A 16,299-nucleotide genomic window follows, 5' to 3' on the forward strand; every position below is an offset into this window, starting at 1 on the left:
TCTTCGTGCAGGTTGCTTTGGTAAACCTGAAAAATGCCTGCTTATTGAAAAATTCCCGATATTTGCAATCCAATTCTCTGTTATGAAAAATATTATTCTGACTTTCATTTTAGTCGCTGTCTTTTTCGGAGCACAAGCTCAGGAGAAGTCCTACAATGTGACTTGCATTGCTTTTTACAACCTTGAAAATCTGTTTGACACCATCAACGATCCGAACATTAATGATGAAGAGTTTCTTCCAGAAGGTTCTAATCGTTGGACCGGTGACAAATACCTTGAGAAGCTTGGCCATATGGCCGATGTAATTACTCAGATTGGTGATGAACATATTAAAGGCGGACCGGTTTGTATTGGTGTTTCTGAAGTGGAAAATATTTCAGCGCTGACCGATCTGGCTAATCAGCCAAAAATGAAAGCATCGGGTTATGTGCCCATACTTATCGAAGGCCCTGACAGACGCGGCGTCGATGTCGGTTTTTTGTACAGAAAAGATCTTTTTACATTGGTCAATGCTACATCTCATCGCCTGGTAGTTGCTGATCAGCCCAATTTCAGAACCCGTGACCAGCTGCTGGTGAAAGGAATTATTTTAGGCGATACTGTCCATTTTATTGTCAACCATTGGCCATCGCGCAGTGGCGGCGAAAAACGCAGTGCCCCTATGCGGGCCGCAACAGCACAGCTCGCTCGTACTACCGTTGATTCCATTATGGCTGTGAATCCAAATGCCAAAATATTCATCATGGGCGACCTCAATGATAATCCAACCAATGCAAGTGTATACAAAGTACTGAAAGCTGCACGTGATAAGGAAACAGCAATAAACATTACCGGCTTATACAACCCCATGTATAACATGTTTAAAGTGCAGGGAATCGGCTCCAATGCTTATCGCGACAGCTGGAGTCTCTTCGATCAGATTATTGTTTCAAAAGGACTGTTAGGTGATGACAAATCAACGCTGAAATTGTATAAAACACTTATTTTTAATCGCAACTTTTTGAAGCAAACTGAAGGAGCTTTTGCCGGATATCCCTTCCGTACTTATGTTGGGGGCCAGTATCAGGGAGGCTATTCCGACCACTTCCCGGCGTATATGTTTTTGATTAAGGAAAAGTAAATGAACACCGAACATGGAATCCGCCGCGACTGACGAACAAAGAATGACGAAGTGAATACAAAAGCTGAATCAAGAACAAAAAATATCGAATAATTAATTGCAGCTTGATGTGAATTTTTCTAATCACAAAATATTCCCCAATTTTGACCTGGGCACGCGTCTCCAGACGCGTGACCCTTCACCTTTTTGGGTGCTGCGCGCGTTTTACCCGAGGCCTTGCCATCACGTGAAACGTGATAAATCGGCTAATGTATTTTGCACCTTCAGTGCATCTGCTGAACTTCGTAGCTTTTTTTCTGCCTTCACGTGGCACGTGACACGGTCGGCTCCTTAACCTTGACCTCTAACGTTGCCTTTCAAACTTTCAACTTTACAAACTTTCCACTACCATGACAGCCCTCGAAACCCTTCTACAGCACCGCAGCATTCGCAAATACAAACAGGATCCGGTTCCTGAAAACATACTCAAATCTATTCTCGGAGCCGGCTCACGTGCCGCTACTACCGGCAATATGCAGGTGTACAGCATTGTTGTGACCCGCGATCAGGAAATCAAAAATCAATTGCTGCCACTGCATTTCGGACAAAAAATGATTGCCGAAGCGCCTGTGGTGCTTACATTCTGTGCCGATTTTAACCGATTCAATCAATGGTGCGATCAGCGCAATGCAGAGCCTGGCTACGATAATTTTCTTTCTTTCATGACCGCTTCCATTGATGCATTGCTGGTGGCACAGAACTGTGTGGTGGCTGCCGAACATTTCGGACTCGGCACTGTATATCTCGGAACAACCACCTACATGGCCGACAAAATCATCGACGTGCTGAAACTTCCGAAAGGCGTTGTACCGATTACTACGGTTACTATTGGCTATCCGGCCGAAACACCGGGCCTCACAGATCGGCTCCCTATGCGGGCTGTAGTACATTACGAAACCTACAACGAATTTGATGCAGCTACCATCGACGCACTGTATGCGGAAAAAGAAAATTCGGATGAATATAAAAAATTTGTGACCGATAGTCAGGTTGACAATCTGGCTCAGGTATTCACGCAGAAACGCTATTCGAAAAAAGACAATGTTGCTTTCTCAAAATCATTGCTCGCAGTTTTGCAGAAGCAGGGTTTTATGAATAATGATTAATCATGACCCCAAATCCTTCAACGGCATTATTGATTTCAGGCGGCGTCGATAGTTCGGTGGCCGCGCAGATGCTGATGGAGCAGGGCATAAGGCCCGATCTGTATTATATCGCTATTGGTCCTGATCAGGATTTCAAAGGCTTCGACTGCAAAATGGAGGAGGATATTGATTTGTGCAAACTGGTGGCGCGCCGCTTCAATCTTGCGTTTGACGTGGTTCCACTGCATAACCAATATTGGGACATGGTCGTACAGTATCACATCGAAACGCTGAAAGTGGGACGCACTCCCAATCCCGACTTGTTGTGCAATCAGCTGATTAAATTCGGCGCGTTCGAAGATAAAGTCGGCTACAAATACGATCGTCTTGCAACAGGCCACTACGCATGGATTCAGGACACCGATGCCGGAAGATTTTTACACACTGCAAAAGACAAACACAAGGATCAGACTTATTTTCTGGCGCAGCTGAGTGCAAAACAGATTTCGCGCTTGATGTTTCCGATCGGACAACTCACCAAATCCGAAGTGCGCAAAATCGCATCAGAACTCGATTTTCCGAATGCCACACGAAAAGACAGTCAGGGAATTTGTTTCATCGGACGCAGTCACTACAAGGATTTTGTTGAACATTTGCTGGGCAAAAAGACAGGCGATTTCATTGAATTCTCCACAGGTAAAAAACTTGGCGAGCATCACGGACACTGGTTTTTCACTGTAGGGCAGCGCAAAGGTCTCGGTCTTGCCGGCGGCCCTTGGTTCGTTGTAAAAAAAGATGCTGAAACCAACATCGTCTACATCGCATGCGGCTACGAGCCCGATGAAGTTTATGGCCGCGATATTTATATCAACCAGCCGCATTTTCTTTTTCCGTTCGAAATAAAAGAAAACGAAGAAGCGGAGGTAACGGTGAAAATCCGCCACACGCCTACGTTCTCAAAGGCCATCATCCGCAGAACCATGCAAGGTTTTCACATTATCACCGACGAATTACAACACGGAATCGCGCCCGGCCAGTTCGCCGTGGTATACGATCGGAACAAAGAATTCGTGCTGCTTTCGGGCGAGATGGAGGTGGCTTGAAATGGAGCTTTAGTCCATGTTTTCAGGAGGTCCGGCCGTTCTTTCGAATTCCAGAATTTCATTCTTTACATTAATGCCTTCTGATGAATATTTTTTCTGAAATTTAATTTTCAAAAACTCCTTGCTTAAATTTTCGATAGAAAAAACCAAAAGAAAACTTTTATCGCAGGTGTTTTTAAAAACAATCATCGGTGTTTCAAATTCCGCATCAGCTTCATAAATTCTGAATGCCAGACTAAGTTCCTCTTCATCCCCATTTTTATCGATTAAAGAAAAACATGCAGTAAATTCGTCACTGCTGAAATAAATCCGATCAAAATATGAACTCTTATCATTGAATGTGAGTTCATACTTTTGCTTTTCCAAAATTTGCCAATTCCCAACAATTAAATGAGGCTTTGCAACATATTGAAACGAGGTCAAGCTAAACAGCAGAATAGCTATCAAAAGTGAACCAGGTACTGCTTTGAGGTTTTTCATTTTTCGATTGTTCTGATCAATACGTTTTATGTTGCTGTTCAGTTTTAAATTCCGAAGTGAAATGAAATTCAATTTGCGGATAATCCTCACGGGCCATTTTCAACATCCACTCGCTCTCTGCCATAAATACTGCGCGATCGTCCTTGTCATAGGCGATGTATTGGCTTTTTCTTGCAATAAACCTGGTCATTATTTCTTTGTCGGTCGATGTCAGCCAACAAGCTTTATAATAGTTTAGATGAGTAAAAGAGCATGATGCACCATATTCGTGCAACAATCGGAATTGAATGACTTCGAATTGCAATTCGCCAACGGTGCCGACAATTTTTCTATTGCCTGGCTGCTTTATAAAAAGCTGCGCAACACCTTCATCGGTCAACTGCCGTATTCCTTTTTCCAATTGCTTGGCTTTGAAAGGATCTTTGTTTACCAGTTCTTTGAAAATTTCAGGCGAAAAACTTGGAATTCCTTTAAAAAAAAGTGCTTCACCTTCCGATAAAGTATCGCCAATTTTAAAAACGCCTGTATCGTATAACCCAACAACATCCCCGGGAAAGGCCTCCTCGATAATATTTTTTTCGTTGGCCATAAATCCAACAGGATTCGTGAAACGAAGTTTTTTATCAAGCCGGGTGTGATAGTAAAATTTATTACGTTCAAATTTGCCGGACACGATTCTGCAAAAAGCAATTCTGTCGCGGTGATTTGGATCGAGGTTGGCGTGAATTTTAAAAACAAAGCCCGAGAAGTTTTTCTCTCCTGGCTGAATTTCCCTGATGTTTGTTGGCCGTGGAAGCGGCGAAGGAGCGATATGAACAAAAGTTTCGAGCAATTCTTTTATCCCAAAATTATTGACGGCACTTCCGAAAAATACCGGAGCTAAATAGCCCTCGCTGTACAGTTCCTGATTGAATGGCTCATAAATGCCTTCTATCAATTCCACATCTTCGCGCAATTTATTTGCAGCAGTGCTTCCTATGTGATTATCGAGTTTCTCTGATTCCAGATTTTCTATATCACAAATATCCTCGGACATTTTTGTGTTGTTGGGTGAGAAAAACTGCAGTTTTTTTTCAAACAAATCATAGACGCCTTTAAAGGTGCTGCCAATGCCAATGGGCCATGTGAGCGGGCGGGTGTGAATGTTCAGTTCCTGCTCAATCTCTTCCAGCAAATGATAGGGGTCTTGCCCCTCGCGGTCTAATTTGTTTATAAAAATGATGATAGGGGTATGTCGCATCCTGCAAACCTCAGTTAATTTGCGGGTTTGCTCCTCAACACCCTTCACGCAATCAATTACAAGAATTACACTATCAACAGCAGTCAATGTGCGGTAGGTGTCTTCTGCAAAATCTTTATGGCCTGGAGTATCAAGAATATTTATTTTGTATCCTTTATATTCGAAGCCCATTACAGAGGTGGCAACGGAAATGCCGCGCTGCTTCTCAATTTCCATAAAATCGGAAGTAGCCGTTTTCGTTATTTTGTTGTTCTTGACTGCGCCCGCAGTTTGTATGGCGCCTCCAAACAACAGCAGCTTTTCTGTCAATGTAGTTTTGCCTGCATCAGGGTGGCTGATAATGCCAAACGTTCTTCTTTTATGTATTTCTTCCTGTTTCACTGTCAATAATTAATGGGTAGGGCTCCTGTAAGAGCGACTGGTTTAAAACGAAAAATTAATGTGCTGTACGCGGCCTGAGCTGATTGCAAGGAAGAGTACATCAAGGTGGGGTGGAGCGAATATGTTTGAAAAACCTTGACATTATTGGGATGCAAAGATAAGCATTCTTTCAAAAGCTTGGACAAAAACCGACAGCGTGTCCGTCCACTGGCGGAATTCCAAATTCTATCCACATGTATGATTATTGAAAAAAAGCCACCCCGAAGGATGGCTTTACAGAAATGTCAAAAATATTTATTCAACAATAAACTGGCTTACGCTTACTTCGTTTCCAATGCAACGGATAATATAATTTCCGCTGCTCAGGTTGCTGATATCGAGCGAAGCATTATTGCTCTGAAACTGGCCTGACATAATTGTCTGACCGGTCACATTCATGATTTCATAACGATTGCTTTCCTGACCGGTAACGGTGATTACATCATTGGCAGGATTAGGATAAATGCTTATTGCATTGTTGTTTTCTTCAATTGAAGTTGTGTTGATTGCAAATGAGAAATTATCAATGTAATATCCTGGTTGCAGATCTTCAGCTGCTCCAAAGAAATCCATAGCTGCAAGTTTCACAGATGTTCCCGTTCCAAGGGTTCCCTTGCTGAATTTCCAGCTGGCAGTCTGAGTGCCGTTAACAAACATAAAAGCGGTGTCGTTATCCAAATCAATAGTGTATGCGATTTCATGCCAGGTGTCAAAGGCGCATGCAACTGAGTCTTCGACATTGTTGGCGGTCCATGAAAGAAATCCCGAAGAGCGAACATACACATCGGTTGCCCAAAGGTAGGTGCCGCCTGTAAAACTGTTCATAATGTTGAAGTAGGCCATTTTGCCATTTTCAACAAACAGGTCAAAACTGATGTCATAAACTCCGGTGGTTACATCGCCAAGTAGAACCACAAAGTCTGTCGAGGTCGTTCCGATATAAGCAGAATTGGGGGCACTTGAAGATTGGGTTGCTGAAACGACAGCATCTTCAGCTCCGCCGGGAGCAAGGCTCCATGTGGTCCAGGGTGCGCCAATGCAGTCAGCAGCAAAGCCACCTGCTGTGCAAGTGTCGAAATCCTGTGTGATGTTTTGTGCATTTGTGGTGATTGCTAAGGCAACAATCATGCTTGTAAAAAGTAATAGTTTTTTCATGGTATTGGTTTTGGTTTTTAACGTGTAAATGTACATAAAAAAACAATAAACTGCTGCCATTTTATAAAAAAGTAAAACTTACCGATGCTTTTTCAATGATTTTTCAACCGATATCGCTTTCCCGGTAGTGCTGCAACAACGCCCTGAAATTCAAGGTCAAGTAAAATCATCGCTGCAGAATTTATACTTATTCCCAAATCATTGCAAATGCAATCAATACTTTTCTCGCCTTTTTCAAACAAAAAATCATAAACCGATTGAGCGCCGGCATCGAGAAGGACTTCCATGCGCACCTGCCGGTATTCCTTATTCTCGGCCTGGGTCCAGTTCATAAAATATTTCAAATGATCGGCCGATTCAATAAGCGTTGCACGCTGGGTTCTGATGAGCCAGTTGCAGCCGCGCGATTTTTGATCGTCGACACGTCCTGGGAATGTGAAAATCTCACGTGAATATGATCCGGCAATTTCGGCTGTAATCAGCGCACCGCCTTTGCTTTGGGCTTCGACCACCACAACGGCGTCGGCCATGCCAGCTATGATCCTGTTGCGAATAGGAAAATTCTGCTTTTCGGGCAGTTCGTCTGAAAGAAATTCAGTCAACAGCCCACCATTTTTGAGCATTTGAGTCGCCAGCTTTCTGTTTTCTTCTGGATACAAATGCCTGAAGCCATGACCCATCACTCCAATGGTTGGGATTCCACAGTCAACAGCGGTTTGATGTGCCGTTGTATCTATTCCATATGCCAGCCCGCTTACGATAGTCATCCCTTTCAGATTGAGCCCTGAAACAAGCTGCTCAGTCATCTTCCGGCCATAAACCGTTGACTTTCGGGTGCCTACGACCGCAGTCATAAATGCGGATTCTACCGGTGCCGATCCGCGGTAAAAAAGAAAAAGCGGGGCATCGAGGCAGTGTTTGAGCCTCGAAGGATAATCATCATCGTAAGAACTCAAACATTGTATTTTGTGCTTCTCAATGAATTCGATTTCGGTTTCAGCCCTTTTCAAAGCAGCATTCCGGTTTTCTTTAATCATCCGGATTGTTTTGGGTGTCAATCCGGGTATTTGAGCAATTTTTTCCTCCGTCATTGTGAAAACAGACGATGCTTCTCCGGTGGTGTCAATTAACCTTCGGGCAACAATATCGCCTACCTGAGGAATGCACTTTAATGCAATGAGATATAAAAGATTGTTATTCAAACTGCAGTTAGAAAAATTAGTTACATTTGACAATTCAAAACCCTTTGAAAAGGGCTCTTGAAGCAATAGGGAAACAAAGTTAATTTAAAAATTTAATTTGCCTATGAAATTTTTTACGACCTTAATTTTATCCATTCTGCTCTTTCCGGTTCTGACTTTTTCTCAGCAGACAATTCTGAAAGGAACCGTTACCGAAGCCGGAACGGGACAAACTCTGCCAGGTGTAAATGTTGTTGTGAATAAGACTACTGGGACAGCAACTGATGCTGATGGGAAATATGTTCTACCTCTTGATAAAGGGACATATTCAGTGGCTTTCAGATTTGTAGGATTCAATGAAGAAACCCGTATTGTGAGCCTCAGAGAAGGAGAAACACAGGAGCTTGATGTAGTGTTGTCAACCGAATCGCGTGTACTTGATGCAGTAGTTGTTAGCGCTGGAAAATTCGAGCAGAAACTCTCTGACGTCACGGTTTCGATGGAAGTTATTAAGGCGGATTTCATAAGAAATGCCAATGTTAGTTCGCTGGAAGAAGGGTTACAGAAAATTCCGGGATTGAATATCATGGATAAGCAGCCATCAATACGCGGAGGGAGTGGTTATAGCTATGGTGCGGGTAGCCGCGTGCTTTTTCTGGTCGATGATATGCCGATGATAACAGGTGCATCGGGTGAAGCCCGCTGGGATTTTGCACCCATCGAAAATGTGCAGCAAGTCGAGGTGATTAAGGGAGCCAGCTCGGCACTCTATGGTTCTTCGGCTTTGAATGGTGTTATAAATTACCGGACTTCGTATCCGGGACTGGTCCCAAAAACATATATTACAACGATATTCGGACAATACGCCAAGCCGGAAAGAGAAGAAATTGCATGGTGGGGAAACAATGCGCCTATTTTCAGCAGTACCCGCTTCCTGCATAGCCGTCAGGCCGGGAATTTTGATGTGACTTTTGGGGGATTTATCTCCTCAAACAATGGCTATCGAACCAACAACGAAGAAGAACGCTACCGACTCAATGCTTCAGTTCGCTACCGCGATAAAAAAGTAAAGGGACTTTCATATGAACTTGCAACCAACTATATGCGCCGCATCGGCGATATATTTCTGTTGTGGGCCGATGGCGACAGTGGTGTGTATAAATGCAACGATTCATTCCTGCAGGAAATAAACAACACGTACCTCAATCTCTATCCGTCTGTGATCTGGTTTAAAAACGACAGCACCAAACACAGTCTGAAAGGTAGGTTTTTTCAGGTTCACAACACCAACAATACCGGACAGGATAATTTCGATGACATGTATTATGCCGAGTACAATTTCCATAAAGGATTCCCCTCAAAATCACTCAACTGGACTAATGGCCTGTGTGCCAATTATAATGAAAGTGTTGCTCAGATTTATGGCGACATTCGGCATTTCGGCTCCAGTGTTGGGCTTTTCACTCAGGCTGATAAAAAGTTCAATCGTCTGAATGTCTCAGTGGGTGCGCGAATCGAAGGATATCAAATTGATGACGACGAGATGAAATTTAAGCCGGTTTTTCGTTCCGGCCTCAATTATTCGTTATCTGAACAATCGTTTCTGCGCGCATCTTTTGGAATGGGATATCGTTATCCGACCATTGCTGAGCGATATACCGCAACCAGTACGGGCGACCTGAGTGTTTTTCCAAATCCGGAATTGCAGCCTGAAACCGGCTATAGCAGCGAAATTGGTTTTAAAAAAGGTTTTCGTCTGTGGGGATGGAACGGTTACGCAGATATTGCAGGGTTTTATACGCGCTATCAAAACATGATAGAATTTATGTTCGGTTATCACAATCCTGACAGCGTTATTCTGACGCCATTTCCGCCAACAGCTCCCGGATATTTTCTTAATTGGGTTGGGTTTAAAGCTGAGAATGTACGTAATGCAGAAATCTCGGGTTTTGAATTTGTTGTAACTGGTGAAGGTAAATTTCTTGGTCTTCCGGCCTCATTATTATTGGGCTACACCTATACTAACCCGATCGACCTTGACGCATCAGCAGACTCTATGAAATCGACCAAAGACAATATTCTGAAGTATCGTTTTTATCACAGTGCGAAAACAGACTTTTCTGTTGAATTTAAAAAACTTACCCTTGGTGCCAATTTCGAATATCAAAGCCATATCATCAATATCGATAAAGCATTTGAAGATACAGTCCGCGGCCCTGACGGAATTACGCCATTGTTTAATCCTGCCACCGGTGAATACGCCATGATTCTGCCCGGCCTGAAAGAATACAGGGAAAAGCACAACAAGGGCTTCGTTGTTTTCGATGTCAGAGTGGGCTGGAACATCAACGAAATGATTCATGTGAATTTCACTGCAAAAAATATTTTCAATAAGGAGTACATGATGCGCCCGGGCGATGTTCAACCTCCGCGCACATTCATCATTCAGCTGTCATTAAAAGTGTAGCATTGTCAGAAAACCGCAACAATATTTTATTATCTCCGCTTGACTGGGGACTTGGCCACGCGGCCCGCTGTATTCCTTTGATAGAGCGGTTTCTTGGCGAAGGCAGCAAGGTGACTGTATTTGCATCTCTTGGTATTTGCGCGTTTTTAATGGAAAGATTTCCCGAACTTCAATACATTGAAGATAAAACTAAACCGGTGAGCTACGGCTTAAATGGAACCGGGGTTTTTAAGCTGGCAGCCGTTGCAATGAGAATAAAAAAACAAAGCAGAGTCGATAATAATAAGTGCAAGGACTTATGCGAGACCGGCCATTACAATCTGGTCGTTTCTGATAATCGATATGGTTTTAGGGGCGAAGGGGTGAAATCAGTTTTAATTACTCATCAGCTGATGCCAATAACTCCTGTATGGTTGCGCATCGGAATGCCTGTTTTGCGGCGGTTTCTCAAAAAAGCATATGCGTCTTTTTCTGAAGTCTGGATACCGGATTTCCCTGAGTTTCCGGGACTGGCAGGACTGCTCAGCCATCCTTCGATCAAGGTGCCCAATGCAAAATTTATTGGACCTTTAAGCCGGTTTGAAAGCGACAGGACTGATACCGTCGAACGCAATAAAAAATCAGTGTTGATAATCACTTCAGGCCCTGAAGAACATCGCAGGCAGATGGCATTTGAATTGTCCGGAATGTTTGCTGATTTATCATTGCAAATATTTATTGCTGGTGCCAGTCTGGACAATTGTCCTGAAAACGTAAAATGTATTTTGTCACCGTCTGATGAGTTGATGAAAAAATTAATTCTCGAATCAGGCTTTATTATCACCCACTCAGGCTACAGCACGTTGATGGATCTATATGCTTGCGGTCGCTCAGCTGTGATTGTACCAACGCGGGGACAAACGGAGCAAAAATATCTGGCTCAGATTCATCATGACAGCTTTTTGGTCTTACACGAATTTGCTGATTTAAAAAAATATCAGATCGATTTCAGTCAGCTGTCTGAGGTTTTATCGAAAAAAGAAAAAAATACTTCAGTTTCGTTTTAAGGTAAATTGATAAATTCTGCATAAAAAGTAAAATTATCGTAGGTTCAACTACTAAATTGAAAAGAAATTGTATTTTTGTCTTAATAAAAAAACATCTAACCTATGAAAATTTTGAAATTCGTCGCCGTTGCATTTTTGGCATTCTTGATAAGCAGCTGTCTTACAGTTGAGAAGAAAAAATACAAATTTGAAATTACCGGCAAGAACTCAGGCAAACTGACCATCACCTATGTAAACATCTTCAGCCAGATGGATGATTCCACCGATGTTTCGGAACAGGATTTTGATGAACTCATCAATGATTACATCAATGGAGAAAAATTGAAAGAAAGCTTCCCAATGGCCAGCGAAGTCCAGCAAAGACTATATGAAGAAAACGGACAACTCAATGGTGAAGTGACTATGAACTTTGCTTCTCTCGAAGCAGTTCGTCTTTATCAGATGAATAAGAAAAGTCCTGTTTGTTTTAACGTTGGTCAAACAATCGACAGCGAGTCATTTGAGTCAACAAACGGAACCTACGGCAACAGCGACTACATGAATGTTGTGTTCTGGAGCCCAAAAACAAAGGTGTTCGAACTCACCACCACCGTTAATGAATTTAGCGATGAGGATTGTGTGAGCCTTGTGAAGCAATATCGCAGGTGGAAATAACCTCTACGAAAAAACTCCAAAGTGCAGCATCAACCAGGTGCTGCATTTTTTTTTGATGGTCATTTCAATTTGCAAACGGCAAATAAAAACACTGTGCTGAAATCCAAAGCTCATCTGAAAAGTTTTGTAATTTCGTTTCATTATTTCTATGAAAAACATTTTTCGCAACACGCATTTACCTTTTTTTCTGCTTGCTTTCGCGGCAATGATTGCACTCACCTTGCCTGTGCTCATTCAGGATGGAATGTTCATGGATGCAGTGCTCTACACAAGCGTTTCTCATAATCTGAGTCAGGGCATCGGCTCGTTTTGGTTTCCTCAGTTCAGTCCGCGCAACCTGGCCATTGACGGCGTTAATGGTTTTCTTGAACAACCGCCGCTTGGATACTGGATTCAATCACTTTTCTTCAGAGCATTTGGCGACAGCATGTATGTTGAGCGCTTTTATACTTTTCTGACAATGTGCGTTTCAGCTTCATTGATTGTTATAATATGGCGCACTGTTTTTAAAGCAAATGAAACTTTTAAACGATTGGGATGGCTACCCCTGATTCTCTGGATCACAATTCCTGTCTGCTTCTGGAGCTTTTCAAACAACATGCTCGAAAACACAATGGGCATATTTATTCTCGGGGCTGTTCTTTTTGCATATAAGTCCTGTTGCGAAAAAACAAACATATTCCTTTTATTTGTTGCGGGTATATTTGTGTTTCTGGCAACACTAACCAAAGGGATTCCCGGATTTTTCCCGATTGCTGTACCGGCGCTCTGGTGGCTCATTACACGAAAGTCAACTTTACCCGACGCATTGCGTCAGACAGGCATTATCATTCTTGTTCCGGTCATGTTTTATGGTGTTTTGTTTCTAATTCCTGAAAGCAGCGAAAGCTTGTCGCAATATCTTTTCAAACGCGCTTTTCAACGAATCGGAGAGGCCCCAAATGTTGGAAGTCATTTCTATATTCTTGTTCGTTTGGTAAGCGAGCTGTTGCCTGCGCTGATTCTGGTTGTTATCGTATTTTTAATCGGAGGAATAAAAAACGTACGATCGAAAATTTCGGAGAGCTTCAGGCTGAGTATATTTTTTATTTGTGTTGGCCTTTCCGGCTCTCTGCCACTTATGCTTACACGTATTCAAAAAGGTTTTTATTTCGTTCCTTCGTTGCCATTTTTCGCCATTGGCTTTGCACTCCTTGTTTCACCATACTTTTCAATATGGATTTCAAAAATCGGAACAGGAGGAAAACTGCATAAATCCTTTGTAGCATCAGGATTTGTATTGGTGCTTGTTGCATTGATTTTTTCATTCATGCAAATCGGTAAAACCAGCCGCAATAAAGAAATGCTGAACGATGTGTACGTAATTGGTCAGGTTGTGCCCTCGCACACAACAGTGTCAGTCCCTGATTTCGAAACATGGAATCAATGGGATTTACAAAGCTATTTCATGCGGTATTTCAACATCAGTCTCGATGATAAAACACGGAATAAATTTATTATCGCCGATCGGCATATATTTAGTGATTCACTTCCAGCCTATTCGCGTTTGAATATCCAAACATACAGATATGATTTGTATGTCAGACGATGATTGATCTTCTGAAAGCGGCACTGAATCTTCGATTTAAGTGCAAAAAATACTTATGAACTGATTATCAACATCAGGGTAATGAACTTATTCTTTTTGTTTCTTTGCACTTTCAATTTAACCCCCCCACAAATGAGCGGATTTTTCGGAAGCGTTTCTCTTGGCGATTGTGTGAATGATGTTTTTTACGGCACTGATTATCATTCGCATCTTGGAACCAAACGTGCCGGCCTGGCTTTTTACTCGAAGGAAGCGGGCTTTCAGCGCGCGATTCACAGTATTGAGAATGGATATTTCCGAAATAAATTCGAAGACGAAGTCGCCGATTTCAAAGGCCACATTGGAATTGGAGTGATCAGTGATACCGAAGCGCAACCGGTTGTAATGACTTCGCATCTGGGTCGCTTTGCCGTTGCCAGCGTTTCGAAAATTGCCAACATTCAGGAACTGGAAAATCGTTGCATCGAAAAGCAGTTGGTGTATTCCGAAATGAGTATGGGACGCATAAATCCGACCGAGCTGGTAGCCAAACTGATTGCGGAGGAGACCGATTTTGTGTCGGGCATCCGCAATGTGCAGGAACTGATAAAGGGCTCCTGTTCTTTGATGGTGATGACGCCAGATGGTATTTATGTTGGCCGCGACAAGCTGGGCCGCACACCCATTGTGATTGGCAAAAAGGGCGGTGCTTTTGCAGCGACTTTCGAAACCTGCGCATTTCCAAATCTGGGCTACGAAACATTCCGCTATCTCGGCCCTGGTGAAATCGGGAAAATTACAGCCGATGGCTACACGATGCTGAAAGAGCCCAACGATAAAATGCAGGTTTGTGCTTTTCTTTGGGTTTATTATGGCTTTCCGACATCGTCTTATGAGGGTATTAATGTTGACGAGTGCCGCCATCGCTGTGGTGCAGCCCTTGCAAAAAATGATGATGTGGAGGTTGATTTTGTTGCAGGAATCCCTGATTCGGGAGTTGGACATGCAACCGGTTATTCCAATTTTGCACATATTCCATATAAAAGACCGTATTCCAAATATACGCCTACCTGGCCACGTAGTTTCATGCCTCAAAGTCAGGCGCAGCGCGATTTGGTAGCAACAATGAAACTGATTCCGAACACCGCTGTCATCAAAGATCAATCAGGAGTTTTTCTCGATGACTCCATTGTGCGCGGCACACAGCTCAAAGACAATGTAAAAGACTTGCGCAAGGCGGGTATCAAACAAGTTCATATGCGCATCGCATGTCCGCCTCTGACATATCCATGTCTGTTCCTTAATTTCAGTCGTTCGCGCTCTAATATGGATCTGGCTACCTACATTGCCATGAATGAACTCGAGGGAAAAGAAGAACGGGATATGGCAGCTTATTCAAATCCGGATTCCGAAGAATACAAACAAATGGTAGATCGCATCCGCATCAGATTGGGCCTCGATTCGCTTAAATTTCAACGCCTCGAAGATTTGATTGATGCTATTGGATTACCGAAAGAAAAAGTCTGTACGCATTGCTTTAATGGTTCAAGCTATTTCTGAGAAATGCATGCGGCATGCAGCCCAATGGCAATCGCCTGATGCCTGACGACTGTTGCCTTTTTGTCATAATTTTGATTTCTACAAAACCATTATAGCGTTGTAGTACCTTTACAACCGAGACACGCAGTGGCGAGCTCATGAACACTTTTGAAAATAATTTAATGGGTGAATAAACTTTCAACCTCTCCAATCACATGGCATTGAGCGTATCAATATCGGCCTGATCGAATCCGTTATTGTCAGTGATATCCCAAAGAATAGACTGAATGGTTCCGAAGTCATTGGGATCAATGGTAGGCTTTGCATCCAGAATATTGCACACGGTGATAAGGTCTGGATGAACTGTAATGACACCGATTTTGTAAGGATCAGTGGCCGTTGCTATCCCATTATGAGCATTTACACAGAAAAGTTTCAGGTGAACATCTGTTGTATCGTGTGCGGGGACGCTGAAACTAACTGATTTCACCAGCAATCCATGTTGGTTCGACGGAGTATGATTGGCTTCGTAGCAAATTGTGCCTTTGGGGATGGTAACAGATTTCGAAGCTGTTGTATTGTTATAAACAGAGAAGTACAGATTAACAAGTGAACCATATCCAAGAGATATGTAATTAACCTTTGGATCCGGATCGCCGGGAATACCGCCAGGATTTTTGAATTTGTCAAAAACCGGAGCAAGCATAACTGCAGGCGAGTTTCCATGAACATACCCAACGATTTCTATTCCGGCCGGAAATGAATACAATGGCCCGGCAGGAAGTCCCGGATTCTCTCCCAGCCCTGCGTTGTAATAGGCGCTGGTGTGCGAAGCCTGATTGTCAACGGGCTCAAACGGGGTGTATTCCGTTTTATCGTCTTTGCAGGACGAAAGTGCAACAACTAAGATGGCGACTAAAAGAGATATATACTTTCTCATAACCATTGAATTTTGTGCAATATACGATTAAAAATGTTTTTTTCGACGAATGGTAGATTTTTTTGTAAAATAGTTTATCAAATCCCGGATGAATGATGAATATGGCACAAGGGAGTGATTATCACGGAGTTTAAAATTGAACTGGCTGATCCGCGGCAGCGGTCTGTCTGTCACAATCCATAATCGCAACCAATAACCATTACCCAATAACCATTAACAGATAACCTTCAACCATTAACCATTACCCGCTACCCGGGCCTTCT

The 16,299-nt window shown here is 42.8% G+C and carries 13 protein-coding genes; 8 read left to right on the forward strand and 5 right to left on the reverse strand.

Features of this window, described 5'->3' with window-relative positions; translation table 11 throughout:
* The first annotated feature begins 82 nt into the window (after window positions 1-82).
* From A2W93_07315 to A2W93_07325, 3 genes are all read left to right on the forward strand, one after another.
* Entirely contained in the window at window positions 83-1,120 is a 1,038-nt protein-coding gene (locus A2W93_07315) for a hypothetical protein (protein ID OFY54062.1), read from the forward strand.
* A gap of 389 nt (window positions 1,121-1,509) precedes the next feature.
* On the forward strand, window positions 1,510-2,265 hold the full coding sequence (locus tag A2W93_07320) for an NADPH-dependent oxidoreductase (GenBank protein ID OFY54038.1): 756 nt from the start codon (window positions 1,510-1,512) through the stop codon (window positions 2,263-2,265).
* A 2-nt stretch (window positions 2,266-2,267) separates the two neighbouring features.
* Window positions 2,268-3,347 (forward strand): tRNA 2-thiouridine(34) synthase MnmA, encoded by a 1,080-nt coding sequence (locus tag A2W93_07325; GenBank protein ID OFY54039.1) that lies wholly within the window; start codon window positions 2,268-2,270, stop codon window positions 3,345-3,347.
* Between the two features lie 9 nt (window positions 3,348-3,356).
* Here A2W93_07325 and A2W93_07330 read toward each other — a convergent pair whose 3' ends face one another.
* The 4 genes from A2W93_07330 to A2W93_07345 all read right to left on the reverse strand — a co-directional run bounded on the left by A2W93_07330 (window position 3,357) and on the right by A2W93_07345 (window position 7,844).
* Complete coding sequence (locus A2W93_07330; protein ID OFY54040.1) at window positions 3,357-3,899, reverse strand: hypothetical protein; 543 nt, start codon at window positions 3,897-3,899, stop codon at window positions 3,357-3,359.
* Entirely contained in the window at window positions 3,844-5,454 is a 1,611-nt protein-coding gene (locus A2W93_07335; GenBank protein OFY54041.1) for a peptide chain release factor 3, read from the reverse strand. Before A2W93_07335 ends, A2W93_07330 begins: the two co-directional genes overlap by 56 nt.
* Window positions 5,455-5,742: 288 nt before the next feature.
* Entirely contained in the window at window positions 5,743-6,702 is a 960-nt protein-coding gene (locus A2W93_07340; protein OFY54042.1) for a hypothetical protein, read from the reverse strand.
* 32 nt (window positions 6,703-6,734) lie between these two features.
* On the reverse strand, window positions 6,735-7,844 hold the full coding sequence (locus A2W93_07345; GenBank protein ID OFY54063.1) for a DNA protecting protein DprA: 1,110 nt from the start codon (window positions 7,842-7,844) through the stop codon (window positions 6,735-6,737).
* Between the two features lie 103 nt (window positions 7,845-7,947).
* Between A2W93_07345 and A2W93_07350 the strand changes: the two genes are divergently transcribed.
* The 5 genes from A2W93_07350 to A2W93_07370 all read left to right on the forward strand — a co-directional run bounded on the left by A2W93_07350 (window position 7,948) and on the right by A2W93_07370 (window position 15,117).
* Window positions 7,948-10,290, forward strand: a complete 2,343-nt coding sequence (locus tag A2W93_07350; protein ID OFY54043.1) for a hypothetical protein — start codon at window positions 7,948-7,950, stop codon at window positions 10,288-10,290.
* Window positions 10,291-10,439: 149 nt separating this feature from the next.
* Window positions 10,440-11,336, forward strand: coding sequence for a hypothetical protein (locus A2W93_07355; GenBank protein OFY54044.1), 897 nt, complete (start codon window positions 10,440-10,442; stop codon window positions 11,334-11,336).
* Between the two features lie 102 nt (window positions 11,337-11,438).
* On the forward strand, window positions 11,439-11,990 hold the full coding sequence (locus tag A2W93_07360; GenBank protein ID OFY54045.1) for a hypothetical protein: 552 nt from the start codon (window positions 11,439-11,441) through the stop codon (window positions 11,988-11,990).
* Window positions 11,991-12,138: 148 nt separating this feature from the next.
* A complete protein-coding gene (locus A2W93_07365; protein ID OFY54046.1) occupies window positions 12,139-13,581 on the forward strand; it encodes a hypothetical protein in 1,443 nt (480 codons plus the stop codon).
* A 129-nt stretch (window positions 13,582-13,710) separates the two neighbouring features.
* A complete protein-coding gene (locus tag A2W93_07370) occupies window positions 13,711-15,117 on the forward strand; it encodes an amidophosphoribosyltransferase (protein OFY54047.1) in 1,407 nt (468 codons plus the stop codon).
* 190 nt (window positions 15,118-15,307) lie between these two features.
* Here A2W93_07370 and A2W93_07375 read toward each other — a convergent pair whose 3' ends face one another.
* The gene (locus A2W93_07375) at window positions 15,308-16,042 is read right to left on the reverse strand and encodes a hypothetical protein (protein OFY54048.1); all 735 of its coding nucleotides are present in this window, start codon (window positions 16,040-16,042) and stop codon (window positions 15,308-15,310) included.
* Window positions 16,043-16,299 lie beyond the last annotated feature (257 nt).

The organism is Bacteroidetes bacterium GWF2_43_63 (assembly GCA_001769275.1).
In the GTDB taxonomy this organism is placed as follows: Bacteria; Bacteroidota; Bacteroidia; order Bacteroidales; family DTU049; genus GWF2-43-63.